General features: G+C 40.9%; 27 protein-coding genes, 1 tRNA gene and 1 pseudogene. 19 read left to right on the forward strand and 10 right to left on the reverse strand.

What is annotated here, in order from left to right; genetic code table 11:
* Positions 1 to 1,075, reverse strand: a 1,075-nt coding sequence (locus KH943_RS03340) for an SLC13 family permease (RefSeq protein WP_304107547.1), incomplete at its 3' end; no start/stop codon positions are given.
* A 266-nt stretch (positions 1,076 to 1,341) separates the two neighbouring features.
* On the opposite strand from KH943_RS03340, the gene KH943_RS03345 reads away from it, so the two are divergent.
* Positions 1,342 to 1,428, forward strand: a tRNA-Ser gene (locus KH943_RS03345).
* A 172-nt stretch (positions 1,429 to 1,600) separates the two neighbouring features.
* Here the strand turns inward: KH943_RS03345 and ftsN are convergent.
* Complete coding sequence (gene ftsN, locus KH943_RS03350; protein WP_304107550.1) at positions 1,601 to 2,374, reverse strand: cell division protein FtsN; 774 nt, start codon at positions 2,372 to 2,374, stop codon at positions 1,601 to 1,603.
* A 104-nt stretch (positions 2,375 to 2,478) separates the two neighbouring features.
* A pseudogene (locus tag KH943_RS03355) lies at positions 2,479 to 2,850 on the reverse strand (helical backbone metal receptor); the annotation flags it as partial.
* Positions 2,851 to 3,127: 277 nt separating this feature from the next.
* On the opposite strand from KH943_RS03355, the gene glyQ reads away from it, so the two are divergent.
* Positions 3,128 to 4,036, forward strand: coding sequence for a glycine--tRNA ligase subunit alpha (gene glyQ, locus KH943_RS03360; protein WP_304107556.1), 909 nt, complete (start codon positions 3,128 to 3,130; stop codon positions 4,034 to 4,036).
* 290 nt (positions 4,037 to 4,326) lie between these two features.
* Complete coding sequence (ychF, locus tag KH943_RS03365; RefSeq protein WP_304107559.1) at positions 4,327 to 5,418, forward strand: redox-regulated ATPase YchF; 1,092 nt, start codon at positions 4,327 to 4,329, stop codon at positions 5,416 to 5,418.
* A gap of 74 nt (positions 5,419 to 5,492) precedes the next feature.
* On the opposite strand, the gene KH943_RS03370 is transcribed toward ychF, so the two are convergent.
* The gene (locus tag KH943_RS03370) at positions 5,493 to 6,131 is read right to left on the reverse strand and encodes a nitroreductase family protein (RefSeq protein WP_304107560.1); all 639 of its coding nucleotides are present in this window, start codon (positions 6,129 to 6,131) and stop codon (positions 5,493 to 5,495) included.
* A gap of 97 nt (positions 6,132 to 6,228) precedes the next feature.
* Positions 6,229 to 6,429 carry a hypothetical protein gene (locus KH943_RS03375; protein WP_438359816.1) on the reverse strand — a complete coding sequence of 67 codons (201 nt, stop codon included), beginning with the start codon at positions 6,427 to 6,429 and terminating at the stop codon, positions 6,229 to 6,231.
* Between the two features lie 153 nt (positions 6,430 to 6,582).
* On the opposite strand from KH943_RS03375, the gene KH943_RS03380 reads away from it, so the two are divergent.
* The 3 genes from KH943_RS03380 to KH943_RS03390 all read left to right on the forward strand — a co-directional run bounded on the left by KH943_RS03380 (position 6,583) and on the right by KH943_RS03390 (position 10,466).
* The gene (locus KH943_RS03380; protein WP_304107562.1) at positions 6,583 to 7,368 is read left to right on the forward strand and encodes a hypothetical protein; all 786 of its coding nucleotides are present in this window, start codon (positions 6,583 to 6,585) and stop codon (positions 7,366 to 7,368) included.
* Between the two features lie 28 nt (positions 7,369 to 7,396).
* The gene (locus KH943_RS03385) at positions 7,397 to 7,570 is read left to right on the forward strand and encodes a hypothetical protein (RefSeq protein ID WP_304107564.1); all 174 of its coding nucleotides are present in this window, start codon (positions 7,397 to 7,399) and stop codon (positions 7,568 to 7,570) included.
* A 94-nt stretch (positions 7,571 to 7,664) separates the two neighbouring features.
* Positions 7,665 to 10,466 carry an autotransporter outer membrane beta-barrel domain-containing protein gene (locus tag KH943_RS03390; RefSeq protein WP_304107569.1) on the forward strand — a complete coding sequence of 934 codons (2,802 nt, stop codon included), beginning with the start codon at positions 7,665 to 7,667 and terminating at the stop codon, positions 10,464 to 10,466.
* Positions 10,467 to 10,540: 74 nt separating this feature from the next.
* On the opposite strand, the gene rluB is transcribed toward KH943_RS03390, so the two are convergent.
* The 3 genes from rluB to znuA all read right to left on the reverse strand — a co-directional run bounded on the left by rluB (position 10,541) and on the right by znuA (position 13,627).
* Positions 10,541 to 11,581 carry a 23S rRNA pseudouridine(2605) synthase RluB gene (gene rluB / locus KH943_RS03395; protein ID WP_304107571.1) on the reverse strand — a complete coding sequence of 347 codons (1,041 nt, stop codon included), beginning with the start codon at positions 11,579 to 11,581 and terminating at the stop codon, positions 10,541 to 10,543.
* 48 nt (positions 11,582 to 11,629) lie between these two features.
* Positions 11,630 to 12,247, reverse strand: coding sequence for an L-threonylcarbamoyladenylate synthase (locus KH943_RS03400; protein ID WP_304107574.1), 618 nt, complete (start codon positions 12,245 to 12,247; stop codon positions 11,630 to 11,632).
* Positions 12,248 to 12,697: 450 nt separating this feature from the next.
* Positions 12,698 to 13,627, reverse strand: coding sequence for a zinc ABC transporter substrate-binding protein ZnuA (znuA, locus tag KH943_RS03405; protein WP_304107577.1), 930 nt, complete (start codon positions 13,625 to 13,627; stop codon positions 12,698 to 12,700).
* Between the two features lie 296 nt (positions 13,628 to 13,923).
* On the opposite strand from znuA, the gene rpmB reads away from it, so the two are divergent.
* The 6 genes from rpmB to ddc all read left to right on the forward strand — a co-directional run bounded on the left by rpmB (position 13,924) and on the right by ddc (position 18,391).
* Entirely contained in the window at positions 13,924 to 14,160 is a 237-nt protein-coding gene (rpmB, locus tag KH943_RS03410; protein WP_005599762.1) for a 50S ribosomal protein L28, read from the forward strand.
* 11 nt (positions 14,161 to 14,171) lie between these two features.
* Entirely contained in the window at positions 14,172 to 14,342 is a 171-nt protein-coding gene (gene rpmG, locus KH943_RS03415; RefSeq protein ID WP_005706939.1) for a 50S ribosomal protein L33, read from the forward strand.
* 351 nt (positions 14,343 to 14,693) lie between these two features.
* A complete protein-coding gene (locus KH943_RS03420) occupies positions 14,694 to 16,058 on the forward strand; it encodes a diaminobutyrate--2-oxoglutarate transaminase (protein WP_304107582.1) in 1,365 nt (454 codons plus the stop codon).
* Positions 16,059 to 16,204: 146 nt separating this feature from the next.
* Positions 16,205 to 16,438 (forward strand): type II toxin-antitoxin system antitoxin VapB2, encoded by a 234-nt coding sequence (gene vapB2 / locus KH943_RS03425; RefSeq protein WP_005706948.1) that lies wholly within the window; start codon positions 16,205 to 16,207, stop codon positions 16,436 to 16,438.
* Positions 16,438 to 16,836, forward strand: a complete 399-nt coding sequence (gene vapC / locus KH943_RS03430; RefSeq protein ID WP_111312875.1) for a type II toxin-antitoxin system tRNA(fMet)-specific endonuclease VapC — start codon at positions 16,438 to 16,440, stop codon at positions 16,834 to 16,836. The genes vapB2 and vapC overlap by 1 nt, the downstream gene beginning before the upstream one ends.
* A 19-nt stretch (positions 16,837 to 16,855) precedes the next feature.
* Entirely contained in the window at positions 16,856 to 18,391 is a 1,536-nt protein-coding gene (ddc, locus tag KH943_RS03435) for an L-2,4-diaminobutyrate decarboxylase (protein ID WP_304107590.1), read from the forward strand.
* Positions 18,392 to 18,487: 96 nt separating this feature from the next.
* On the opposite strand, the gene asd is transcribed toward ddc, so the two are convergent.
* Both asd and KH943_RS03445 read right to left on the reverse strand, forming a co-directional pair.
* A complete protein-coding gene (gene asd, locus KH943_RS03440; RefSeq protein WP_304107593.1) occupies positions 18,488 to 19,375 on the reverse strand; it encodes an archaetidylserine decarboxylase in 888 nt (295 codons plus the stop codon).
* A 165-nt stretch (positions 19,376 to 19,540) separates the two neighbouring features.
* Positions 19,541 to 19,912, reverse strand: a complete 372-nt coding sequence (locus tag KH943_RS03445) for a ComEA family DNA-binding protein (protein WP_304107596.1) — start codon at positions 19,910 to 19,912, stop codon at positions 19,541 to 19,543.
* Positions 19,913 to 20,180: 268 nt separating this feature from the next.
* Here KH943_RS03445 and KH943_RS03450 point away from each other — a divergent pair, with 268 nt between their 5' ends.
* The 7 genes from KH943_RS03450 to KH943_RS03480 all read left to right on the forward strand — a co-directional run.
* Positions 20,181 to 21,419 (forward strand): LysM-like peptidoglycan-binding domain-containing protein, encoded by a 1,239-nt coding sequence (locus KH943_RS03450; protein WP_304107600.1) that lies wholly within the window; start codon positions 20,181 to 20,183, stop codon positions 21,417 to 21,419.
* 54 nt (positions 21,420 to 21,473) lie between these two features.
* The gene (locus KH943_RS03455; protein WP_304107603.1) at positions 21,474 to 21,887 is read left to right on the forward strand and encodes an MliC family protein; all 414 of its coding nucleotides are present in this window, start codon (positions 21,474 to 21,476) and stop codon (positions 21,885 to 21,887) included.
* A gap of 33 nt (positions 21,888 to 21,920) precedes the next feature.
* Positions 21,921 to 22,955 (forward strand): lipopolysaccharide heptosyltransferase II, encoded by a 1,035-nt coding sequence (gene waaF / locus KH943_RS03460; protein ID WP_304107606.1) that lies wholly within the window; start codon positions 21,921 to 21,923, stop codon positions 22,953 to 22,955.
* A 71-nt stretch (positions 22,956 to 23,026) separates the two neighbouring features.
* Positions 23,027 to 23,992 carry a lipopolysaccharide heptosyltransferase RfaC gene (gene rfaC / locus KH943_RS03465; RefSeq protein ID WP_304107609.1) on the forward strand — a complete coding sequence of 322 codons (966 nt, stop codon included), beginning with the start codon at positions 23,027 to 23,029 and terminating at the stop codon, positions 23,990 to 23,992.
* A 121-nt stretch (positions 23,993 to 24,113) separates the two neighbouring features.
* Positions 24,114 to 24,488, forward strand: coding sequence for a 30S ribosomal protein S12 (rpsL, locus tag KH943_RS03470; protein ID WP_005543325.1), 375 nt, complete (start codon positions 24,114 to 24,116; stop codon positions 24,486 to 24,488).
* Positions 24,489 to 24,626: 138 nt separating this feature from the next.
* On the forward strand, positions 24,627 to 25,097 hold the full coding sequence (gene rpsG, locus KH943_RS03475) for a 30S ribosomal protein S7 (protein WP_005707405.1): 471 nt from the start codon (positions 24,627 to 24,629) through the stop codon (positions 25,095 to 25,097).
* A gap of 104 nt (positions 25,098 to 25,201) precedes the next feature.
* Positions 25,202 to 26,014, forward strand: an 813-nt coding sequence (locus KH943_RS03480; RefSeq protein WP_304107614.1) for a GTP-binding protein, incomplete at its 3' end; no start/stop codon positions are given.

Here is a 26,014-nt window from a genome sequence, read left to right on the forward strand (position 1 = left end):
TCATTACAAGCCAGTGTTGCACACCGATATAATTCACAATGGTATCAGCAAGAATTTTGCTTGCTCCCGTTTCTTTGAGCACGATACCAAGCACCAATCCACCCCCGAAGAGCATTAACACGCCCCATTCGGTACGATCTTGAATTTCTGACCAAGTTGCAGTGTGGGTAATGCAAAGGATAATAACTGCGGTCATTGCCACTACCGCATCGAAGTTTTTGATGGGTTGGCTAAGCTCTAATACTGAACGGATAAACGGTTCTAACCAGCTGCCGAAAACAAGGAAAAAGGCAGCAATCACAAACACAGCAAGGGTGATTTTACGTTTGCTAGTAAGCGGAATTTCTTCGAGTAAAATTTCAAACGGCACATTGAAGTTAGGACGAAGTACGATAAGCAGGCTAAACACCATGCCAATCATCAATAAAATAGCGACAGGCATTCCGTAGAAGAGCCATTCTGAGAAAGTGATTTTAAGTTGAGAGGCTAAAATCGCATTGGGTGCAGAGCCTGTGAGTGTCCCGATGCCCCCGATGCTGGCACTAAATGCAACACCAAGTAACACAAAAACATACAATGCACGGTTGGTTTTAAGATCAACTTTTTTCAAAATGCCGAGGGTTAAAGGCAACATCATAGCCGCAACGGCGGTGTTGTTGATAAACAGAGAAAGCCCTGCCGTGGCAGCAAAAAGGTAGAGTACGGTAAGTTTAAGATTTCCGCGTGCGAGGCGGATAATGTGATTGGCAATCCAGAGGTCGAGTTTTTGAATGTTCATTACCGCAGCCAGAACGAATCCACCAAAGAACATAAAAATGATAGGTTCGGAGAAGGGGGCAAATGCCGCTTTGGTCGGCAAGACATTCAGCCCAATTGCCAGAATAGGTACCATTAGCGAGGTAACAGTAATATTAAAAGCTTCCGTGAGCCATAATATCCCGATAAAGATGAGTAACGCTAAGCCCCGATTTTCCGTCGGTGTGAATGGCAGCATCTTGATGAGGGCTAAAAACAGCAGGAAGTCTAAGGCTAATATCATATAGCCCCTTGTTGGATTTTTTGTTGTGCTTGACATACGAAACTCCTTATTATTTTGTTGGAAAAAATTGTATGCAATTTGAACATAACAAAAATTTTTAAAATGTAAATAGTTTTTAACAAATATTAGAAAATTTATCGCAAACGTTTACTTTTTTTATTAAGAAAGATTTACATTTAAGTTGATAGGACTGCAGAGTAAATAAACAACAAATTGAATAAAAAGAAATCTCTTGAATAGAAAGTTGTAAAATTTTATTTACTCATTATTAAAATTCGATTATCATTTTGCCCGTTTTCAACGGAGGAATGGTCGAGTGGTTGAAGGCACCGGTCTTGAAAACCGGCGAGGGTTTACGCCCTCCGTGAGTTCGAATCTCACTTCCTCCGCCCGAGGGTTTACGCCCTCCGTGAGTTCGAATCTCACTTCCTCCGCCATCAAATTAGAAACCCCGCAGCGAATGTTGCGGGGTTTTGTTTTATAGCTAAACTATGATTGGCTGGTAGATTCTAGTCAGAAAAAAGGCATATTCGTGCTGTTTTCTATTTATGCACCATTCCTCTACATAGCAACAATAACGCAGTCTGCAACACTTTTAGCATTAGATTGAGCAGTAACTGCAGAAGCTCTGTTACCAATTGGTCCTACAAAGACACGGTTCCAATCAGCACCACTAACAATACGGGCATTAAATCCAGCCATAGCAAGGCGAGCCTGCATATTTTCAGCTTGGGCTTTATTTTTAAATGCACCACATTGCAAACCAAAGCTACCAGCTTTAGGTTGTGAAGCTGCCATTTTTTCTTCTTTTAACTTATTCTTCTCTTCTTCAGATTTTTTAGCAAGCTCTTGCTGTTTTTTTAATTCTGCCTGTTTACGCTTTTCTTCAGCTTGCTTTTGCTCATGCACTTTTTGTTCTGTGAGTTCAACATCCTCTGAAACAGCAGAATCTATAGTATCTTCAACTTCAGATTGATTGGCTAAGAGACGAGCAGCCTCTTCTTGTTGACGTTTTTCTTCAAGCTGCTTGAGTTGCTCTTTTGAAAGTGAGATGCCTTTTTCTTGAATCTTGCTTGCATCCGTAATCACCTCACGAGTTTCTAAGTCTCGGATATAACTATACACTTCCTCTGGGCGGCTTGGTAAATTGGTGTTTTGTGGAATGGATTGCACCGTAACTTGCTTTGGCACTGGAATCGTTGGTGCTGGCGCATTCTCTTTTAATAACCATAATCCCAAACCAAGTGCTAGTAAAAGCACAATAATAATTGATAAAACAGTAGAAATACTCATACCTTTACTTTTTTTGGGGCGAGCCATTGAACTTCGTGCCATATTCTTACTAACCTTCAAATAAAAATAATAATGGTAGATTCTACTGAAAAATATACCGCTTGCCTATTAAACGATAGAGATCATATTGAAAATATTGTAAATTTTTATTTATTTTCCCATTTTTTTGAATGTTGAAGATAAATCATCTCCGCTCCTTGCCACACACCGTGGTCGAAACAATAAGTATATTTCATTGGAATGCGAAAGAGCGGTCGATTTTTAAAAAGATTTTGCAAAAGCGGATGTTTAAGTAATTCCGCTTGTTCGTTATAACTTTGTTGGTCGCTGATTTCAATCAACACGTTGGGTTCAGCTAGTAACACTTTTTCAAGAGAAAATTTTTGTGCCGTAAGCGGTATTTTTAGCGGGGTTAAGCCAAGCAGATTAAGCAAGGTTGGATATTGAGGGAAATAACCTTCCACAATGCCTGTGTCTGAAAGTATCAGCGTGTCGGTAAGCGGTAGATTTAGCTGGGTGCAAGTTCTGTGCTGTTTTCAGCGTAAACAAAAGTGGAAGTACCGAGTAAAATCGCGGTAGTAATTAAGTTTTGTTTCATAATGTAATCCCTCATTTTAAAATGAGCGTTATTTTGACACAACGCCAAAGGCTTTCCTAGTTCATAATTTTCATTCCTTTTGTAAATGCTATTTATTTTGCAAAAGAACGTGATATTCCCACCGCTTTTTTCGCCTTTATCGAAACTTATGTTTCAAGTATAATGTCGCTATTTTTCATCACATTAGATACAAGATTATGAGCACAAAATTTAACGTAAAAACATTCCAAGGTATGATTTTAGCCCTGCAAGAATATTGGGCAAACCAAGGCTGCACCATTGTGCAACCTTTTGATATGGAAGTGGGCGCAGGTACCTCTCACCCAATGACCGCATTGCGTGCATTAGGTCCAGAACCCATGGCATTTGCTTATGTGCAACCTTCACGCCGCCCGACCGATGGTCGTTATGGCGAAAATCCAAACCGTTTACAACATTATTATCAATTCCAAGTGGTAATCAAACCTTCTCCAGATAATATTCAAGAACTTTATTTAGGCTCGCTTGAAATGCTTGGTTTCGATCCGACCAAAAACGACATTCGTTTCGTAGAAGATAACTGGGAAAACCCAACCTTAGGCGCATGGGGCTTGGGCTGGGAAGTGTGGCTAAACGGCATGGAAGTGACTCAATTTACCTATTTCCAACAAGTGGGCGGCTTAGAATGTAAACCTGTAACGGGCGAGGTGACTTACGGTTTAGAGCGTTTGGCCATGTACATTCAAGGCGTAGATTCTGTGTATGACCTAGTTTGGTCTGACGGCCCATTAGGCAAAACCACTTATGGCGATGTTTTCCATCAAAATGAAGTTGAGCAATCAACCTATAACTTTGAACACGCAAACACAGATTTCTTATTCTACTGCTTCGATCAATACGAAAAAGAGGCACAAGAGTTATTATCCCTAGAAAAACCGTTACCATTGCCAGCTTATGAGCGTATTTTGAAAGCGGCACACAGCTTTAACTTGTTAGATGCACGTAAAGCAATTTCGGTAACCGAACGCCAACGCTATATTTTACGCATTCGTGCCTTAACCAAAGGCGTGGCTGAAGCTTATTATGCAAGCCGTGAAGCCTTAGGTTTCCCTGGTTGTAAAAAATAATTGTAAAAATGACGGTTGAACGGTTGATAAGCTTGTCAACTCATTAGTCATTTTACAATCTTCGACTAATATCACTTTCTTTCCTTGTGGGAGAAAGATAGCCAGAGGATTCGTTTAGAATCTATAGGTAGAGAGAGATAAAAACAGAGACGAATATGAATTTCGTCAATGAGCGGTTAATTTTAACGGCTTCCCCCGCTCCCGAATTTTACTTCTAAGAAGTGAAATTTCCCCTTTTCCACCATGGAAGAGGGGAAAATGAGGAGAGGACATATTTATAAGGAAAAATCATGGGATTTAAATGTGGTATCGTGGGTTTACCTAACGTGGGTAAATCAACTCTTTTTAATGCATTAACTAAAGCAGGTATTGAGGCGGCAAACTATCCGTTCTGTACCATCGAACCAAATACTGGCGTGGTGCCAATGCCTGACCCGCGTTTAGATGCATTAGCGGAAATTGTTAAACCTGAACGCGTATTACCTACCACGATGGAATTTGTGGATATCGCAGGCTTAGTGGCAGGTGCGAGCAAAGGCGAGGGCTTGGGTAACAAATTCTTAGCGAACATCCGCGAAACAGACGCAATTGGTCACGTAGTGCGTTGTTTTGAAAACGATGACATTGTACACGTTGCAGGTAAAATCGACCCGCTTGATGACATCGAAACTATCAACACCGAATTAGCCTTAGCCGACTTAGACAGCTGCGAGCGTGCGATCCAACGTTTACAAAAACGTGCAAAAGGTGGCGATAAAGAAGCGAAATTCGAGCTTTCAGTAATGGAAAAAATCTTACCTGTGCTTGAAAATGCAGGTATGATCCGTTCAGTAGCTTTAGATAAAGACGAGTTACACGCAATCAAAGGCTACAATTTCTTAACCTTAAAACCAACGATGTACATTGCGAATGTAAACGAAGATGGGTTTGGAAACAATCCATACTTAGACAAAGTGCGTGAGTTCGCCGCAAAAGAAGGTTCAGTGGTTGTGCCTGTGTGTGCAGCAATCGAAGCGGAAATCGCAGAATTAGACGATAATGAAAAAACTGAATTTTTACAAGATTTAGGCATTGAAGAACCTGGTTTGAACCGTGTAATCCGTGCAGGCTATGCGTTGTTAAATCTGCAAACTTACTTCACTGCAGGCGTGAAAGAAGTACGTGCGTGGACAGTTTCTGTCGGTGCAACTGCACCAAAAGCAGCAGCGGTTATCCACACCGATTTCGAAAAAGGTTTTATTCGTGCGGAAGTGATTGCTTACGATGATTTCATTCAATTCAAAGGCGAAAACGGCGCGAAAGAAGCAGGTAAATGGCGTCTAGAAGGAAAAGATTACATCGTGCAAGATGGTGATGTAATGCACTTCCGCTTTAACGTGTAATTGTAAAAAGTAATAAAAAAACAGCCGCTTGTAGTACTTATCATAGTCATTCAGTGGCTGTTTTTTATTAATAATTAACCTCTAAACCCTGTCCCATCATTCCACGAAACCGTATATTCTAATGGCAATCGAACGCTTGGAATAGGTGTGGTTGCGGCTTTGCCGATAGCAAGCAACATCACGGGTGCATAACGCTTGCTATCTACTTCTAAGGTATTCATCACTGCATCACGGTCAAAAATGCCGATAGCGTGAGTGTCGTATCCTTTATCTTTGGCGACTAACATTAATTGCATTGTGGCAAGGCTGGTGTCGATAAGCACTTGATCGCGGATTTCTACGTCACTTGATTTGTCGTGTAATCCTAATAAGAAGTTGTATAAATTATCGCGAAATTGTGGCATTAAACAGCCTTTTTCAACGGAGTAATCTAAAATATCACCCAATACCTTTTGATATTCTAAATCGGCTAATACTAGAATAACCGCTGAAGCACTTTCACAAGGCGGGGCATTGTGCCCCACAAAACCAAGTAACTGTTTTTTCTTTTCCGCATCATCAACTATCACATAACGCCAAGGTTGTAAGTTTGCTTTTGAAGGGGCAAGTTGAGCAATGGTGAGCATTTCTGCCATCTCTTCACGGCTAATTTTTACATTTGGATTAAACATTTTGATGGTTTTGCGAGCTTCAATAACTTTGGTAAGATCCATTTTTCTCTCCTTAAGCGGTTGGTTTTTTGTGAAATTTTGCAAATAGTATATGCCTCAAGGAAAGCAACTCAAATACCTCTCTCTGGGCAAATATACCCTATTTCTGCCACGCCTCTACAGTTAATTTTTTACCAAAATGGCTTTTAATTAACCGTTCGGTAATCGCATATTGTGGGTTTAACAGCACCTCTTTGGTTGCCCCATATTCCAGCGTTTCACGGCGATTAAGCGTAAAAGAAACTGCCTTTACCGCATAAAAATCTTGCTGATAAAAAAGCTGGTGCGTTCCATAAAACATTTGCTTAACTGCTTTTTTACACCATTTTCAGTACACATTTTAAACGGTCGCGAGGGAGTATACTCCCTCTTGTTCTCTCTTTACAGAGAGAACGAAACGCCTTAAAGAAAAAAATTTTTTAACTCTACATTTCTGTATTTAATAGGATCTTATATGTTAAACACAATGAAATTAAAGTTCCTTAAACTCTCTTTATTATCGATTTTTACGCTATCTGCTTGTACTTCACATAATGAATATTTAGATAAACTAAATGGATTATACGGTGGTGTAGGAAAACAATCGGATGGAAGTGCTTGGGTTATTAAAATTAATATGAATTCAGGCAGTTACGATATTGAATATCCGTTAATGAGTTCAGGTAATACATGTGCTGGTCGATTAGATTATGCTTATCAATCAGATGATAGATTTTATTTTGATGAAAAAATCCATAGTGGCAAATGTAAAAGTGACACAATCTATTTAACTGAACTTTCTGATGGAGGCTTAGAATATCATTGGGGAAATTCAAATAGTATTAAATTAAAAAAATATGCAAGCAATAATGAATTAATTTCTGATACCAGGTCTTTATTTAATCAATATAAAGAAGAGAGTGGTTCTAATTGGTCCACTAGCGATACGCTTACGGCTTTAGCAGGCGTTGCCGCTGCAGGATTGGTAGTGGCGGGTGTATATTGTTTATTTGCAGATTGCAGTAATGATGATACTTCATACCAATCAGGAAGTTATGATGACGATGTAAGAGCTTGTCAAAACAGGTATGTTGGTGAACGCATTAGCATTCCAACAGGAAAAAAATCTCTCTGGGGAGATCTAATTTATAATTCATATGATGTTAAGGGGGTCGGTAAAGTAGATATGACAGTTGAAGAAGTTTACTCAAAAAGTACATTTAAGATTAATTGTAGTACATCAAGACTTAAACCATATTAATTTAACAACCAACATAGGAGAAACTAAAATGTCATTAGATAGACAAGGCAAAGGCACTGGTGAAGGCGCAGTAGAAAGAATTACATCTCGACCGAATGAAAATGGAAGAGATAATTATTCACCGACTTCAAAATCAAGTAAAGTAGATGAAGTACGAAATGAAATTCGAAATAAAGTAGATAATATTTTAAATCGTAAATAGTCTACATTAAATATGGGTATCAGAAATTATTAATTAATGATTTTTTGATGCCCATTTTTATTACGTTAAATTTAATATCATACAGGTAACTCAAATGAATAAAATCTTTAAAACTAAATACAATTATCTCACTAAAAATTCTGTCGTTACATCAGAATTAGCGAAAAACAGAGGTAAATCTGGTTTGGTGAAAACCGCCTTAGCGATTGCTACGTTGTCAACTTCCCATCTGGCAATAGCTGTAGACGATGATCAAATCAGTGGCAATTTACATAAAAATGCAGATGGTACATTAATTTATTCAACAGGTGAAGAGGAGTTCACTTCTTATCATTTTGAAAAATTAGCTATTACAGCAGTTAATCCAAATACTACAGCATTGGCATTAGATTTAGATACAATTGGATTCACGGGTTATTTTGGTACAGCTATCTATGCGGGTAATACTAAAGCAGCTATTCCGAGCTATGGTTTTTCTCTTTACTTAAGCCAAGACAGTTCCATTAAAGCCACAGGTGAAAATGGCACAGCAATAAAAGTGTTGGATGAATTTAGAAATGATAGACATGACCCTGCATTTTTAGCCTTGTCCGATGAAGATAAAGCCGAAAAAATTAAGGGACTTTATCCAAAGCTCTATGACTATATTGGTATAGGTAATTACGGTGCAATATCTTCCGAAAACGGCGATGCCATTGATTTCTCTGCCTTTAATCGTAAAGATTTATTTGGTAAAGTGGTTGAAAATCTTAACCATAATGGCAGTAGTGTAGGCACATATGTATATGTGTACGGTGTGATTTCTGCTCCAGAAGATAAGGCAGCATTTATTGGTTCAGATTATTCAGATGATTTTCTTTTGCGTAGAGGTAGTAAAATTGAAGGCAATATTTACTTAGGTAAAGGTGATGATCAACTTCATTTATTGGGTAGTGATATATCTAAAGTAAAAGTATTAGAGGGCTCTTATAAAAATAACCCTGATGCTTTAGATTATGTGGAGAATAATTCCCTTGAACTTAGTCAAGAATTAACGGGAAGCAGTGAAAGCGTAGGCTCATACGAAGATAAAGCAATTCGTAATTTTAGAAGCATTAGAATTTTGGGAGAAGATGGTATTTTAAATTTAACCGGAAATATGACAAGTAATTCTGGTAAAGTTGGTTATATTGAGATTTATAAAGATGCAGAGTTAAATATTGCCCCTAAAAATACCTCTTCAAATATTCGACTTGATTATAATGTTAAAGCCTATAAAGGCATAATTGATCTTTCTAAAAATAATTTGCCTAATGATACTTTAACAATTAGTGGTGATTATCGTAAATGGTATGCTGATGAAGAATACACTGGCGAACTTCGCGTTAACACTTTCTGGCATAACCCCGATATCCAACAAACCGATAAACTGATTATTGAAGGCAATCACGAAGGCACCAGCATCGTTAAAGCCTACTACCAAGGCAACGAGAGCATTTTCGGTGATGTAACCCGTTCGGATGTAGAGAAAAACGGTGGCTTATTAACCCCTGTGGTGGAAATTAAAGGCGAAGAAGAGGGCAAATTTGAAGGCACTGCCCCAACCACCAACGCAGGCGAAGCCCAATTAGTGCGACATAGCAATAACTATTATTGGACGTTAACGGCATTAGAACAACCAGCACCGCAGCCAGAACCTATGCAACCTACTCCGCAACCTGAACCTATACAACCAGTGCCGCAACCAGAGCCAGTACAACCTGCACCACAACCAGAACCAGTACAACCTGCACCACAACCAGAACCAGTACAACCTGCACCGCAACCAGAGCCTGTACAACCTGCACCACAGCCAGAACCAGTACAACCTGTACCAGAACCAGAACCAGAACCAGTGCAACCTGTACCGCAACCAGCAGTGCCAGCCAACAACGGCCCGATGATTTATGCGGAACAGATTGCTGGCTATGTACAAACTCAACGCATTGCTAGGGAAACGTTATTGCAAGAAAACGGTAAATTGCAAACCCGAATGGGTAGCTTGCAAGCACCGTTAACACCGCAAACTTGGGCACACGTAGGCGGTGGCTATACCCAAGAACAGGGCAAAGCACGTTTGGCTTATAAATCGAAAGCGAAATTTGTGCAAATTGGCTCAGATTTATTCGTGAACAACAATGAGAATGGCATTCGCCGCGGCGGTGTGATGGCATCGTTCAACCGTGCGGATAACAAATTCTACGACAAATACCACGCTCAAAATGGCTATATTGTGGCGGATAAATTGGTGGGCAAAGGCAAGTTAGAAACCGCAACACTAGGCTTATATTCCACTTGGTATGGTAATAACGGCTTGTATTTAGATACCACCGCGAATGTGGGCTGGATTGGGGCGAAATACACCGCACAAAACGGCAACAAAGCGAAAAACGATGGCTTCAACTTTATGGCAAATACCGAAGTGGGCAAAGAAATTGCGATTTCTACAGATGGCAGATGGAATTTTGTACCACAAGCACAACTCACCTTGCTTGAGACCAAAATGGTCGGATTTAATGACGGCATTCGTGATATGAAATCCAGCCATCAAAACGTATTACGCGGACGCGTTGGGGCAAGTGTGAGCTTCAATGCCGAAAAAGGCAAAAACGCCAATAGTTTCTTTGCTTCACTGAATTTAGTGCACGATTTTATGGGCAGAAAAACCGAATTAGAGGTAGGGCGTGACCGTATTACCGAGCGTTATGCCCCAACCTTTGGTGAAGTGAGCATCGGCGGCGTTTTACCATTGGGTAAACAGTTATCGGCGCAGGCAAATCTGAATTACACTCGTGCATTAAGCAAAACCAACACATTGTTTAGCGGCAGCGGTAAGGAAGCTTATCAAGGATATGTTGGTTTGAAATATATTTGGTAATCACATGATGTCGGCATAATGTGGTAAAAAAGGCAAGCAATGATTGGATTGCTCGCCTTTTTAATGATTTACGATTAACTTTTCGCTTTATATTTTGCGTGCTGTTTCACTGCTTTACGAATTTGGCGGATGTTTGCTCGTCTTCTGTTTTTCGTTACATCTACTTTGGTTTCCGTTTCTGGTGGGAGTCCAACCAATTCACGCAGATAGTTCACTTGCTCAAGCCCCATCTCTTCCCAACCGCCGCGTGGCAAACTCTTTTCAAGCTTGATATTGCCATAGCGAATACGGATTAAGCGACTCACTTCCACTTCTTGCGATTCCCACAAACGACGTACTTCGCGGTTGCGACCCTCGGTTAAAGTCACATCAAACCATTGGTTGATACCTGTACCGCCTACCGCCTTAATTTGCTTGAAGTTCGCAGGGCCATCTTCCAACTGCACGCCTTTGCGTAAGCGTTGTAACATCGCTTCATCCACGTTGCCGAATACACGTACGGAGTATTCACGCTCTACTTCACGGCTAGGGTGCATTAAGCGGTTGGCAAGTTCACCATCAGTGGTAAAGAGTAATAAACCCGAAGTGTTGATATCTAAACGCCCCACCGCAATCCAGCGTGAGCCTGTTAAACGTGGCAAGCGGTCGAAAACGGTTGCTCGACCTTCAGGATCAGAGCGAGTACAAAGTTCGCCCTCTGGTTTGTAATACATCAACACGCGGCAAATCTCTTTTTGGGTTGGGATTATGTTGATTAAGTGCCCGTCGATACGGATTTTGGTGGCTGAGCTTAATACCACGCGGTCGCCAAGTGATGCAATTTTACCGTCGACACTCACGCGTCCTGCCGCAATTACCTCTTCTAATTCACGACGTGAGCCTTGCCCTGCACGGGCTAAAATTTTCTGCAATTTTTCGCCAACGACTTTCTCTTTTTTCTCTGTTGTTTTATCTAAAGAAGCGGTCTGTTTTGTAATTTTTTTTGCAAGCGGGCGAGAGGTTGGACGAGCCGCACGCTGTTCATTACGTTCCTCTAAGCCTGGATTTTTTGCTCCTTTTTTCTCATCAGATTGACGATTAAATGTTGGTTTTTGTTTATTTTGAAAGGTTTTCATTGTTTGTCCTTGTCGCTTTCACAAGCGTCTAAATATTTAAAAAATGGTTTAAATAAATGGCGTGAGGCTGCCTGATCCCTCGCGAATAATCTCTGGGCTGTCGCCAGTTAAATCAACAACCGTAGTTGGCTCAACACCTAAATAACCACCATGAATAATCAAATCCACTTGGTGTTCTAAAAGAGTACGGATTTCTTCGGGATCCGACTGAGTCATTTCTTCGCCAGGTAACATCAAAGAACAAGAAAGCAGTGGTTCGCCAAGGGCAGCAATCAATGCTAATGCGATCGCATTATCTGGCACTCGAATCCCGATAGTTTTACGCTTAGTTTGTAGCCTACGCGGCACATCTTTGGTAGCAGGTAGGATAAAAGTGTACGGATTCGGCACGTTATTTTTCATCAAGCGATAAGCTTGATTATCCACCATCGCATAGGTAGAAAGCTCCGATAAATCGCTACACACCAGCGTGAAATTATGATTTTCAGGCAGTTGGCGAATTCTTACGATGCGTTCCATCGCCGATTTTTCCCCAATGCCACAACCGAGTGCATAGCCTGAATCCGTCGGGTAAATAATCACGCCATCATTGCGGATAATGTCAACCGCTTGGTTAATCAAACGAGGCTGCGGATTATTTGGATGAATGTAGAAAAATTGGCTCATATGCAACTCCTTTTGAGTTTCGCGGGGATTTCTTAATGGGGAAAGATTATACACTAGAATTACGGTTACCCGTATAAAAACATTTTACTCTTCAGAGAATCATTTTAATTCCAAAAGCAAACAATTTGCTGTTCAAATTTTTTGAAAGCAAAATTTACAATTCAGTTAAAAAACTATTCTAACTTTCAAGATAGTTCAATCGAAGATGCTCGGGTGGATAGCCTTGCTATGATTAATGGTGGAAATTATTTAGGTGTACATCAAGGCAAGTTTGCACACGATCAAATTGATGGAGTAAAAATTACTAAATTTGAGATTATACGGCTCATGCAGTAGGAAGTGATTAATTTATATAAAATAAAGATCCGCTCATTATTATTGAGCGGATCTTTATTTTTGTAGAGTGCACTTGTTGCACCTTACCTTATTCCAATATACAAAAATTCTCTATCATTTATTGACTAAACATTTCGTAAACTCATCCGCAATGCCTTGCAAGAACTGTGGATAAGCTTCTGAACTCATCTTAACTTTCGCACCAAGTGGATCAAGCTGACCAACGCCCACTTGTGTACCTTTGCTTAAACTTTCTACTACGCGGGGCGTGAATTGTGGCTCAGCAAACAAGCAAACCGCTTTATGTTCTGCAATATGCTCTTTGATTTTCGCCAAAGTTTTCGCTCCAGGAGCAACCGTTGGGTTGATAGTAAATGAACCGAGCGAGTTTAAACCATAAGCTGATTCAAAATAACCATAAGCTTCGTGGAAAGTGTAGTAGCCTTTGCCTTTTACTGGCTCAAGCTGGGCTTTTAATTGCACAGTTTTGGCGTCTACTGCAGTTTTAAATTTTGCTAAATTTTCTGCAATTTTTGCTTTTTTCGTTGGATACAATTGCGTTAAACGATCTGCGATTTGCTCTGCTGCAATTTTACTCGCATCGCTTGAAAGCCAAATATGCCAGTCGTGGCTATGGTCATGTCCATGATGATCGTGACCGTGGGCATGTTGATGATGTCCGTGATCGTGGTCATGGTCGTGATCTTCGTGATGTGTTGCTTCAATAATCTCTTCGATTGCAGGCACTTCGCCCAATTCTAACACTTTGCTTTCAGGTAATTTTTCAACCGATTTTTCTAAAAATGATTCAAGACCGTGGCCTACCCAAACCACTAATTCTGCTGATTTTAATTTTTCGACATCAGACGGTTTTAAACTGTAATCGTGCGGTGATGCACTCACAGGTAATAACACTTGTGTTTCTGTCACGCCATCGGTAATGGCATTCGCAATAAAACCAAGCGGTTTGATAGTGGTTAATACATCCGCATGAGCAAATGAAGTTGCGGCTAAAATTCCTGCTGTAAGTAACGTTTTTTTCATAACGTGTCTCCTGTTAATAAAGCGTTAAGTTTGAGCATTCTAGCAGAATGATTTTAAATTACCATTATTTTTATAGGGATTTATCTCTATTTTTAGCGAAAGGTATCATAAAATAATGTCAAAATTAGCAATTTTGAGAGAAGCACTTGAATACACAAATAAAAACAAGTATAATAGCAAACCTTTATTATAGTCTTTGGTCGGGTTTATACCTGACGAGGTAGTGAGTACGCTGTGTTGAGTCAGCACTCATCGCCCGAACCATACAAACTTACTTAAGTAATTGGAGAATTAAAATGTCAAGAGTTTGCCAAGTAACCGGCAAGCGTCCAGCAGTTGGTAACAACCGCTCACACGCATTAAACGCGACTCGTCGTCGTTTTTTACCTAACCTTCACACTCACCGTTTCTGGGTTGAGTCTGAAAACCGTTTCGTAACTTTACGCTTAACAGCGAAAGGTATGCGTATTATCGATAAAAAAGGCATTGATGCAGTTTTAGCTGAAATCCGTGCTCGTGGCGAAAAAATCTAAGGAGCTAACCAATGGCAGCTAAAGGTAACCGTGAGAAAATCCGTTTAGTTTCTACTGCAGAAACTGGTCACTTCTACACAACTGACAAAAACAAACGTAATATGCCTGAAAAAATGGAAATCAAAAAATTTGATCCAGTAGTGCGTAAACACGTTATCTATAAAGAAGCTAAAATTAAATAATTTTAGGTCGATTTTAAGCCCGAACGAAAGTTCGGGTTTTTTGTATATTCTTATTGCAAACGCTTGCTTTTTATTTAGTCGATCGGTTTGTAAGCGGTTGAATTTCCTTTCCATTTTGCAATAAAAATGTACAATAGCTCCGTTTTGTTGTAACCCTACATCAAAACTGTTTCCAACCTAGCCCGTCCTTTGGGCAAACTAGGGTAAAAACAAAAAAGCTGAAACGCTTTTTTTAATAAGTAGCGAGTCAAATGCCCCATGGCATCTGTTTTTTCAGAAACAGAAAGCTTAGGCTTCCCGCAAGGCACCCGACTTATTTTTTTCACCTCTTTTAGAAGGTTTTAATTAAAAATGACAATTACCACACCTGTACAAGCAATCCTTGCTTCAAACCAACATTTCTTAGACCGCCAAGATGCGATGGAATCTAACGTGCGTAGCTATCCGCGTAAATTACCATTTGCATATGCAAAAGCACAAGGCTGTTGGGTAACAGATGTTGAGGGCAACGAATACCTCGACTTTTTAGCAGGGGCAGGAACCCTTGCATTAGGACACAATCACCCTGTGTTAATGCAAGCCATCAAAGACGTTTTAGACAGCGGTTTACCGTTACACACTTTAGACTTAACAACCCCGCTGAAAGACGCATTCACTGAAGAATTATTGTCATTCTTCCCGAAAGATGAGTACATCTTACAATTCACTGGCCCTTCAGGCGCGGATGCCAACGAAGCAGCGATCAAATTAGCGAAAACTTACACAGGTCGCGGCAACGTAATCGCCTTCTCTGGTGGCTTCCACGGTATGACCCAAGGTGCATTAGCCTTAACAGGTAATCTTGGTGCAAAAAACGCCGTGCAAAACTTAATGCCAGGCGTACAATTCTTACCATATCCACACGAATATCGCTGCCCATTTGGTATCGGTGGCGAAGCGGGTGCGAAAGCAGTTGAGCATTACTTTGAAAACTTCATCGAAGACGTCGAAAGCGGATTGGTAAAACCTGCTGCGGTGATCTTAGAAGCAATCCAAGGCGAGGGCGGTGTTGTACCAGCTCCAATCAGCTTCTTACAAAAAGTGCGTGAAGTAACCCAAAAACACGGTATCTTAATGATCGTGGACGAAGTACAAGCGGGCTTCTGCCGTTCAGGTAAAATGTTCGCCTTTGAACACGCAGGCATTCAACCAGATATCGTGGTGATGTCCAAAGCCATTGGTGGTAGCTTACCATTAGCCGTATTAGTAATTCGCAAAGAGTTCGATGCTTGGCAACCAGCAGGGCACACAGGCACATTCCGCGGCAACCAATTAGCGATGGCGACAGGTTACGCTTCACTTAAAATTATGCGTGATGAAAACCTCGCACAAAATGCCCAAGAGCGTGGCGAATACCTAACCAACGCATTACGCGAATTAAGCAAAGAATATCCATGCATCGGTAACGTGCGTGGTCGTGGCTTAATGATGGGTATCGATATTGTAGACGAACGCCAAGCGAAAGATACAACAGGGGCTTACCCGCGCGATTGTGAATTAGCGGCAGCAATCCAAAAAGCGTGCTTCAAAAACAAACTCTTGCTCGAACGTGGCGGACGCGGCGGCAACGTGGTTCGCGTGCTTTGTGCCGTGAACATCAACCAAGCTGAGTGCGAAGAGTTTATCAAACGCTTCAAACAATCCGTTGCAGACGCATTAAAAGCAGTGCGTGGTTAATTGAAAGCGGTCGTATTTTGCAAAAGTTTTGCGGATTTTGACCGCTTATAAATTCAAAATGGTGGGGAAATCCCACCTTTTTTCTACTCAACTGTACAAAACTGGGATATACTTATGCTATATACAATTAAGCATAAGGAATAACTATGATTGAAGCCTCTGTTTTTATGACTAATCGAAGTCAAGCCGTGCGTTTGCCCGCTGAAGTTCGCTTTTCTGAAGAAATCAAAAAATTATCGGTTCGTGTATTGGGCAGTGATCGGATTTTATCGCCTCTCAACCAATCTTGGGATAGTTTTTTCTTGAATGATCAAGCAGTTAGCGATGATTTTATGAATGAACGAGAAATTGCATTTCAACCAGAGCGTGAGGCTTTATAGTGTTGAAATATATGCTTGATACTAACATTGTGATTTACGTGATTAAGCGTAGACCATTAGAAGTTCTTTCTCGCTTTAATCAAAATGCAGGGAAAATGTGCGTGAGTAGCATTACTGTGGCTGAACTCTATTATGGAGCTGAAAAAAGCGAATATCCCGAAAGAAACCTTGCGGTTATTGAAGATTTCTTATCACGCCTCACCATTTTAGATTACCAACCAAAGCATGCAGCCCATTTCGGCAATATTAAAACTGAACTCTCTAAACAAGGGAAATTGATTGGCGAAAATGATATTCATATAGCTGCTCATGCTCGTAGTGAAGGGTTAATTCTGGTTAGTAACAATCTAAGAGAATTTGAGCGAGTTCCCGCATTGCGTACAGAAAATTGGGTGTAATTTATATCTAGGAATAATTATGTCAAACCTTGAACAACACAAACAAGCTTTGTTTTGCAACGATAGCAAAGCAATCACTGACTACGAAACTGCGATGCACAATGCGGTGCAAGCGGTCTCTTCTTGGCTGAAAAATGAAAAAATGTACACAGGCGGTTCTATCAAGCAAATGCGTGCGTTGGTGGACGGCTTTAAATCCACGAAAGAAGGTATGGGCGTTCAAAAATCGCTCGATCACTTAGTGGAAATTTTCCTTAATCCAAGTTTGAAAGTGCATCATCCGCACTCACTCGCTCACTTACACTGCCCAACAATGGTAGCAAGCCAAATTGCGGAAGTGTTAATTAATGCTACCAACCAATCTATGGACTCTTGGGATCAAAGCCCTGCTGGTTCGATTATGGAAGAGCATTTGATCGACTGGCTCCGCCAAAAAGCGGGCTATGGCGAAGGCACTTCGGGCGTGTTTACTTCTGGCGGTACGCAATCTAACTTAATGGGCGTATTGTTGGCACGCGATTGGGCGATTGCAAGCCACTGGAAAAACGAAGACGGCTCTGAATGGTCAGTACAACGTGATGGTATTCCTGCTGATGCAATGAAAAAAGTGAAAGTAATCTGCTCAGAAAACGCTCACTTCTCCGTACAAAAAAATATGGCGATGATGGGAATGGGTTTCCAATCTGTCGTGACCGTGCCATCGAATGCAAATGCTCAAATGGACGTAGCCGCTCTTGAACAAACGCTTGCCCAATTGAAAGCCGAAGGTAAAATCGCTGCTTGTATCGTGGCAACTGCAGGCACAACAGATGCGGGCGCAATTGATGATTTAAAAGCAATCCGCAAACTTGCTGATGAATACCAAGCGTGGTTACACGTTGATGCCGCTTGGGGAGGGGCGTTATTGCTTTCCAAAGATTACCGCCATTTCTTAGATGGTATTGAATTGACCGATTCCATCACACTTGACTTCCACAAGCACTTCTTTCAAACGATTTCGTGTGGGGCTTTCTTGTTGAAAGATCCTGCGAATTATCGCTTTATCGACTACAAAGCCGACTACCTCAACTCAGAATATGATGAAGAGCACGGCGTGCCAAATTTGGTGGCGAAATCATTACAAACTACCCGCCGTTTTGATGCATTGAAATTGTGGTTCACCGTAGAAGCCTTGGGCGAAGAACTTTACGCCTCAATGATCGACCACGGCGTAAAACTCACCAAAGCAGTGGAACAATACATCAACGACACCGCCTCGTTAGAAATGCTCGTACCAAGCCAATTCGCTTCCGTGCTATTCCGCGTTGTGCCAGAAGGCTATCCAGCTGAATTTGTTGATGCCTTAAACCAAAACGTGGCAGATGAGCTCTTTGCAAGAGGCGAAGCGAATATTGGTGTGACCAAAGTGGGCAATAAACAGTCTTTAAAAATGACCACATTAAGCCCGATTGCAACTTTGGAAAATGTGAAAGCATTGCTTTCACAAGTCTTAGTAGAAGCTAATCGTATTAAAGAGGCGATTGCTAATGGCACTTACGTTCCGCCAATTGATTAATTGGCACATTCACTGACAAAATAGGCATAATCGACATAGATTGATTATGCCTATATACACAAGCGGTCGGAATTTTCTAACTGTTTGCATTAACTCTTACAGAGTCCCCATTAACTCACCCATTCTAGTTTTATTACCCGTCTGAATTTCTTCAGCAAAGGTCATTGTATTTTGAGGGAAAAGATTGATGACGGTTGAACCTAAACGGAATGCCCCCATCTCTTCACCTTTTTTCAGATGAATTGCTTTTTCACCTTCGGTTTCATAGTGATATTCCACCACTTCATTTTGGCGAGGCGGGTTGATGACGCCAGCCCATACAGTACTCATACTCGCTGTAACGGTCGCCCCGACTAAAATTTGCACCATCGACCCAAATGCAGTTTCAAACTCACAAATTACTCGTTCATTGCGTGCAAATAAATTTGGCACGTGTTCGGCTAAAAATGGATTTACGGAGAACAGTTCTCCTGGGACATAAACCATTTTTTTTAGCACGGCATCACACGGCATATGCACGCGGTGGTAATCACTTGGTGATAAATAAGTAGTAATAAAATCGCCATTCTTGAATTTTTCTGCCATTTCAAGATCGTTAGCAAGCAAGGTTTCAAGCGTGAAGAAATGCCCTTTTGCTTGAATAAGTTGATTTGCTACTATGTTGCCATATTCACTTACACGACCATCTGCAGGCAAAGCGATGGTATTTTCGCCTTCTACGATAGGGCGAATACCCACTTTTAATGGGCGGATAAAAAACTCGTTAAAGGTTGCATAATCTGAAGGTTCGGTTTTTTCTGCTTCGCTTAAATTAACGTGATATTGTTTGGCAAAGAGTTTGATGATGAAATGAGTAACATTGCCCCATTTTTGTTCAGCAAGCCAACCTGCTGCACGGGTAATTGGAAGTTGTGGTAAAAGATAGTGACAGGCAATCTTTACACGCTGCCAGTAAGTTGGAGTTGGATAGGCTTTTAGTGCCATAATATTATCCTTTCTGTTGCTTTGAAAGTGGGCAATTATAACAGAAAAGCGTTGGAGACTAAATATGTGAAAGGTTGTTGAACCAAACGTGAGTTGAGCCCTCTTCAATTCTTATAGACACAACCTACCCAATTCTGTTCGGTTCAACAAATCTGAAGAGAATGCTTATAAAACGATACGCGAGCGGTTTTTCTCGAGTATCGCAGCACCAATGCCAGACACTTCTTTTAATTGCTCAATACTTAAGAAAGCCCCGTTTTTAGTGCGATAATCCACGATAGATTGTGCTTTTTTTGCACCAATGCCAACCAGCTTGTCTTGAATTTCTGCTGCTGATGCGGTGTTAATGTTGACTGCGTTTGGATCTAAGGCTACTTGTTGAATACTAACAGGAGCGATTGATGTTGCAGGTGCGTCGACAACGGTAGTTTGAGTACGTTGTTGTGTTGCGGGCGGTACTGTAACTTCATTTGCAAATACTGCAGTTGAAAATAAGGTAATTATTAGTGATGTTGCAAAGGTGTTGATTTTTTTCATAAAGTCCTCTTGTAAAATAAATGGTTGATGAATGAACCGAGGCAAAAGATACAAGTGATAGAAAAGGGCTGCAATGAGTAAAAATTAATTTTTCGAGCAAGATCGAAAAAATAGAATAAAGCGGTTGATTTTTGCTAGAAATTTGCAAAATAGAAGAAATTACTTGATTGAGTTAAAAGAACAGTGAATTTTTTTTGAAAAATCGTGCTGATAAGCTAGAAATCCTTTAGAATAGAGAAAAATTTTATTTTCTAGATTGGAATCTAATATGATACAGAATGAACGCAAAGAGCCAACTTTTGATGAAACTGAAACAAAAGATACAAAAGTTAGTATCCCATCATTACACACAACGCAATCTCCAGGGTATACATTTACCCCCGTTATTAAGCCAATCGGAGCAGTAAAATCAGAGTTGCCTAAAATGGAAGGTGGTGATTCGGCTCAACCTGCAGGTTTTACTGCTTCACCAGTTGAGAGCAGCAAAGAAAATAGTGCTAAAGTTGAAACTCAAATTGAAACGGTAGAAGAAACAGAAGAGTTAATTACTGGAGAAAAAAGCCAAGAAAATAAAGAGAGTGTTGCAGGGGAGCAAGAGCCAATAAAAGTAACGATTAATGCTGCAGAGCGAGTAATTCCAATAGCAGCATCTGCTGATGCTATTCCAGAAAAAAAACAAAAAGAAAATTCACCTAAACATCGCCGATTAGGTATTGTTGCAATTTTAGCTGCAACATTAGGTGCAATATTCTTTTGGCTAAAACCGAATACACCAGAAACAGTAGAGGAATTACAAGCTCAACAAGGCGGTAATCTACCTATTGAATTCCGTCCTGTAGATGAAGCAGAGGCTCAGCGTCAAGAGGCTGAAGCAAGAGCACAAGCACAAGCACAGCAAGAAGCTTTAGCTCAACAACAATCTTTAAATCAACAGCAAGCTCAGCCAGTGGCACCACAGCCTGTAGAAAATACAGAGAGCACGACTGAGCCTGCTGTACAGCCTGTCGCAAATGAATTAGCTCAGCCTCAAATAAGACCGCAAATCTCACAACCAAGCCAGATTGCTACCGAAAAATCGAAAATACAGATTTATCAATCCGAAGTGCAGACCGTATCTACCGCACCTCGTGTAGAGAGAGTGAAAGCAAGTCTCCATGCTAATAATAAGCAGGCAGAGAGCTTATCTGATACAAAAAAAACACATAGTATTCAGACCAATAATGTGCAAAAAAGTGTAGATACTGGCAAATCAACTTTGACACAGGCAGTTACAAGCAAAACATTAACTGTTCCAAAAGGGGTGTCATTAATGCAAGTATTCCGTGATAATCAGCTCAATATTTCTGATGTGAATGCAATGAGCAAAGTGAATAACAAAGTAAGCAGTCTAAAAGTAAATGAAAAAGTAACTGTGCGTTTAGATAAAAATAACCGTGTAGTAGAAATGACTATCGGTTCAGGCGGTAAATTTACTCGCCAAACAGATGGCACTTACCGCTTTAAATAATTAAGCTAAAGAGCAACGCCAATACGTTGCTCTTTTGTTATAAAAGGGGAAAATATGTCTTTAAAGCTTAATATTAGCCTATTTATATCAATATTATTGCTCATTTCGGGTTGTACAAAAGTTGCTGTTTCGCCTGTTGAGCAGGTGCAGCAAGTTCAGAAAACGAATAGTGACAATGCTGAACAAGTTAAAGAAGTTGCTCAACGTAGTGTGGTTAAAAACCAAGCGATGAACCTTTATTTATGTAAAGATGATAAAGAAGTTCGCATATTGAAAACGAAAGGCAAAAAGAACAGTATCAGTGTTACCTTTATGGATACTACCCATACACTTTCTCCAGCAGTTACAAAAAACGGCAAGAAATATAGCAATATTCGTTGGGTATGGTGGGAAATGCGTTCTGGCATTGCTGAGCTCTATGATAATAACAAAAAAGTCCTTGCGAAAGAGTGCATTAAGCAACGTTAAGCATTAAACAAGCGGTTAAATTTAAGAGAAAAAATGAATATTTTAGTGATTGGTCCTTCGTGGGTGGGTGATATGATGATGTCGCACGCCCTTTATCAGCAGCTCAAGGTGCAATATCCAGATTGCCAAATTGATGTAATGGCACCTGATTGGTGTTGCCCGCTTCTGGCTAGAATGCCAGAAGTACGTAAGGCGATTTCTATGCCGATTGGACATGGTGCTTTCCGTTTAAGAGAACGTTTCCAACTGGGAAAATCCCTTCGTAATCAATATGATATGGCGATTGTGTTGCCTAATTCGCTGAAATCTGCCTTTATTCCATTGTTTGCCAAAATTCCCGTGCGTCGAGGCTGGAAGGGGGAAAGTCGCTATTTCCTGCTGAATGATTTGCGTGCCAATAAAAATGACTACCCTATGATGGTGCAACGCTATGTAGCGTTAGCCTTTGAAAAGGGGAAAGTACCAATGGCACAAAATTTACCGTTGCTTTATCCTTATTTGCAAACACAAGCGGTCGAAATTGAGGCAACAAAAGCAAAATTCTCACAGCTGCTAAACCAAGCGGAAAATCGCCTTGCGATTGGCTTCTGCCCAGGAGCGGAATTCGGACCCGCAAAACGTTGGCCGCATTATCACTATGCAAAATTAGCGGAAATGCTGATTGAAAAAGGTTATTCGGTTCAGTTATTCGGTTCGAAAAAAGATCAAGAAGCGGGTGAGCAAATTCGTCAGAGTTTGCCTGAAAATTTACAACCTTATTGCTTGAATTTGGCGGGCTTAACTGATCTCAATCAAGCCGTGGATTTAATTGCAGATTGCGTTGCCGTGGTCAGCAACGATAGCGGCTTAATGCACATTGCTGCCGCCTTGAACAAGCCGTTGATTGCGTTGTATGGACCAACTAGTCCTGCTTATACTCCACCTCTTTCTCCGAATGCCCAAGTCGTTCGGCTCATTGAAGGTGGCTTAATTAAAATCCGCAAAGGCGAAGCAGCAGAAGGGTATCATCAAAGTTTGATTGATATTCAGCCTGAAATGGTGATGGAAGCGTTGTTGAAGAAATTATAATTTTCACTCTCTCCCACAAGGGACGATGGTCAAAATTAAAACATCATTAAAATATGATAAATAACAAAGCAATGAAAGTCCTTATCGTTAAAACCTCCTCAATGGGAGATGTAATTCATACTTTGCCAGCCCTTACGGATGCTCAAAAAGCGATTCCGAATATTCAATTTGATTGGGTGGTGGAAGAGGCATTTGCGGAAATTCCCCGCTGGCATTCGGCAGTGAATAAGGTCATTCCTGTTGCGATTCGCCGTTGGCGGAAACATCTTTTCAAACGTCAAACGTGGCGTGAGTGGCAGGAATATGTTAAACAGCTTCGAGAAGAAGAATATGATGCCGTGATTGATGCCCAAGGCTTGATTAAAAGTGCAGTGCTTGTAACCAAGCAAGCCAGAGGAACAAAATATGGTTACGATAAACATTCTGTCCGTGAAGGGTTGAGTAGCTGGTTTTACGACAAAACCTTTTCGATTACGTATCAACAGCACGCCGTGGAGCGTATTCGCAAACTCTTTGCTGAAGCCTTAGGTTATGTATTACCGCAAACTATTGGCGATTATGGCATCGCTCCGCATTTTGCAAAACATAGCGAAAATTCCACCGCTTATATGGTGGCAATTCACGCCACCACTCGAGCAGACAAGCATTGGAAAGAGGCATATTGGGAAGAGTTAATCCGTTCAGTGACGATGCAAGGCTTGAGCGTCCATCTGCCTTGGGGAAATGCGGAAGAAAAGGCACGTGCTGAGCGGTTAGCGAAGGTCTCGGCTGATGTAGTAGTCTTGCCTAAATTAACGCTAGCAGAGTTGGCACAAGAGATCGCCAATGCAAAAGTGGTAGTTTCAGTGGATACAGGATTAAGCCATCTCACCGCCGCATTAGATAAACCGAACGTAATTTTATACGGCGCAACCGACCCGAAATTAATTGGGGCGTATGGCAAAAATCAGCATTATCTGACGGGCAGCGGTATGGAAAACATTTTGCCGTATCGGGTGTTACAGGTGTTGGAGAATGCAAAAGACACTCAGACATAGACCACTTGTGGGCTTCTTACAATGCTTGACATTTAGCCAGCATCGCACTACAATTTACCATCCTTTCCGTAGGGAAGGATTTTTTAATTTTATTTTTAATAATTTTAACTGGAGCTTTTAAATGGCAACTATCAACCAATTAGTACGCAAACCGCGTGTGAAAAAGGTTGTAAAAAGCAACGTTCCTGCATTAGAGGCTTGCCCGCAGAAACGTGGCGTGTGTACTCGTGTATACACTACTACACCTAAAAAACCAAACTCTGCATTACGTAAAGTTTGCCGTATTCGTTTAACTAACGGTTTTGAAGTAACTTCATACATCGGTGGTGAAGGTCACAACCTTCAAGAACACAGTGTTGTGTTAATCCGTGGTGGTCGTGTTAAAGACTTACCGGGTGTGCGTTACCACACTGTACGCGGTGCATTAGACTGTGCAGGCGTTAAAGACCGTAAACAAGGTCGTTCTAAATACGGCGTTAAACGTCCTAAAGCTTAATGGATCTCCGTTAAGTAAGGCCAAACGTCTAAATTTTTAAATTTAACCATAAACTCCAGTCAATCGTGCTAAACCGATGTTTAGCTACAATAGATGAGTTTTGGAATATCCTGAATATATATAAACGGAGTATTTACAATGCCACGTCGTCGTCGTATTGAACCTCGCAAAATTCTTCCAGATCCAAAGTTCGGTTCTGAATTACTTGCAAAATTCATCAACGTTTTAATGGTTGATGGTAAAAAATCTACAGCTGAAGCTATCGTTTACGGTGCTTTAGAAACTTTATCTCAACGTACAGGTAAAGAAGCATTAGAAGCTTTCGATGCTGCACTTGAAAACGTACGTCCAACTGTTGAAGTTAAATCACGCCGTGTGGGTGGCTCAACTTACCAAGTTCCAGTTGAAGTTCGTCCATCTCGTCGTAATGCATTAGCAATGCGTTGGGTAATCGAAGCAGCTCGTAAACGTGGTGACAAATCAATGGCATTACGTTTAGCAAACGAACTAACAGATGCAGCTGACAACAAAGGCTCAGCAGTGAAAAAACGTGAAGACGTTCACCGTATGGCTGAAGCGAACAAAGCGTTTGCACACTTCCGTTGGTAATCGTTGCTTTAAAACGAAATTGCTAGGCTTCATCTCGTTTTTATTAGATGAAGCCTCATTATTAAGAATTTTAATTTAAATCCCAAACAAGGTAATAAATAAAAATGGCTCGTCAAACTCCTATTGAGCGCTACCGTAATATTGGTATTAGTGCTCATATCGATGCAGGTAAAACAACTACCTCTGAGCGTATTCTATTCTATACAGGTGTAAGTCACAAAATCGGTGAAGTTCACGATGGTGCTGCAACAATGGACTGGATGGAACAAGAACAAGAACGTGGTATTACCATCACTTCTGCTGCAACAACAGCATTCTGGTCTGGTATGTCACAACAATATCCACAACACCGTATCAACGTTATCGATACTCCAGGACACGTTGACTTCACTATCGAAGTAGAACGTTCAATGCGTGTTCTTGATGGTGCGGTAATGGTTTACTGTGCGGTAGGTGGTGTTCAACCTCAATCAGAAACAGTATGGCGTCAAGCTAACAAATATTCTGTACCACGTATTGCGTTCGTAAACAAAATGGACCGTACAGGTGCAAACTTCCTACGTGTTGTTGAGCAAATCAAAACGCGTTTAGGTGGTAACTCCGTTCCTCTTCAACTTCCAATTGGTTCAGAAGAAAACTTCAAAGGTGTGGTTGATTTAATCAAAATGAAAGCAATCAACTGGAACGAAGCTGACCAAGGTATGACATTCACATATGAAGATATCCCAGCGGATATGTTAGAAGCATGTGAAGAATGGCGTAACAACCTTGTTGAAGCAGCAGCTGAAGCATCTGAAGAGTTAATGGACAAATTCTTCTCTGGTGAAGAATTAACTGAAGAAGAAATCAAAACTGCATTGCGCCAACGTGTATTAGCGGGTGAAGTAATCCCAGTTTGCTGTGGTTCTGCATTCAAA

Origin of the sequence: Haemophilus parahaemolyticus (assembly GCF_018373095.1) — a bacterium.
Lineage (GTDB): Bacteria > Pseudomonadota > Gammaproteobacteria > Enterobacterales > Pasteurellaceae > Haemophilus_A > Haemophilus_A parahaemolyticus_A.

Coding starts and splice junctions, on each gene's coding strand:
- ychF (WP_304107559.1), top strand. CDS start 4,327: ATGGGATTTAAATGTGGTATCGTGGGTTTACCTAACGTGGGTAAATCA.
- ddc (WP_304107590.1), top strand. CDS start 16,856: ATGTCAAACCTTGAACAACACAAACAAGCTTTGTTTTGCAACGATAGC.
- rpmG (WP_005706939.1), top strand. CDS start 14,172: ATGGCAGCTAAAGGTAACCGTGAGAAAATCCGTTTAGTTTCTACTGCA.
- znuA (WP_304107577.1), bottom strand. CDS start 13,627: ATGAAAAAAACGTTACTTACAGCAGGAATTTTAGCCGCAACTTCATTT.
- KH943_RS03420 (WP_304107582.1), top strand. CDS start 14,694: ATGACAATTACCACACCTGTACAAGCAATCCTTGCTTCAAACCAACAT.
- rpsG (WP_005707405.1), top strand. CDS start 24,627: ATGCCACGTCGTCGTCGTATTGAACCTCGCAAAATTCTTCCAGATCCA.
- glyQ (WP_304107556.1), top strand. CDS start 3,128: ATGAGCACAAAATTTAACGTAAAAACATTCCAAGGTATGATTTTAGCC.
- rfaC (WP_304107609.1), top strand. CDS start 23,027: ATGAAAGTCCTTATCGTTAAAACCTCCTCAATGGGAGATGTAATTCAT.
- KH943_RS03385 (WP_304107564.1), top strand. CDS start 7,397: ATGTCATTAGATAGACAAGGCAAAGGCACTGGTGAAGGCGCAGTAGAA.
- waaF (WP_304107606.1), top strand. CDS start 21,921: ATGAATATTTTAGTGATTGGTCCTTCGTGGGTGGGTGATATGATGATG.
- KH943_RS03390 (WP_304107569.1), top strand. CDS start 7,665: ATGAATAAAATCTTTAAAACTAAATACAATTATCTCACTAAAAATTCT.
- rpsL (WP_005543325.1), top strand. CDS start 24,114: ATGGCAACTATCAACCAATTAGTACGCAAACCGCGTGTGAAAAAGGTT.
- KH943_RS03400 (WP_304107574.1), bottom strand. CDS start 12,247: ATGAGCCAATTTTTCTACATTCATCCAAATAATCCGCAGCCTCGTTTG.
- KH943_RS03380 (WP_304107562.1), top strand. CDS start 6,583: ATGTTAAACACAATGAAATTAAAGTTCCTTAAACTCTCTTTATTATCG.
- KH943_RS03370 (WP_304107560.1), bottom strand. CDS start 6,131: ATGGATCTTACCAAAGTTATTGAAGCTCGCAAAACCATCAAAATGTTT.
- rluB (WP_304107571.1), bottom strand. CDS start 11,581: ATGAAAACCTTTCAAAATAAACAAAAACCAACATTTAATCGTCAATCT.
- asd (WP_304107593.1), bottom strand. CDS start 19,375: ATGGCACTAAAAGCCTATCCAACTCCAACTTACTGGCAGCGTGTAAAG.
- KH943_RS03450 (WP_304107600.1), top strand. CDS start 20,181: ATGATACAGAATGAACGCAAAGAGCCAACTTTTGATGAAACTGAAACA.
- KH943_RS03375 (WP_438359816.1), bottom strand. CDS start 6,429: ATGTTTTATGGAACGCACCAGCTTTTTTATCAGCAAGATTTTTATGCG.
- ftsN (WP_304107550.1), bottom strand. CDS start 2,374: ATGGCACGAAGTTCAATGGCTCGCCCCAAAAAAAGTAAAGGTATGAGT.
- KH943_RS03445 (WP_304107596.1), bottom strand. CDS start 19,912: ATGAAAAAAATCAACACCTTTGCAACATCACTAATAATTACCTTATTT.
- KH943_RS03455 (WP_304107603.1), top strand. CDS start 21,474: ATGTCTTTAAAGCTTAATATTAGCCTATTTATATCAATATTATTGCTC.
- vapB2 (WP_005706948.1), top strand. CDS start 16,205: ATGATTGAAGCCTCTGTTTTTATGACTAATCGAAGTCAAGCCGTGCGT.
- rpmB (WP_005599762.1), top strand. CDS start 13,924: ATGTCAAGAGTTTGCCAAGTAACCGGCAAGCGTCCAGCAGTTGGTAAC.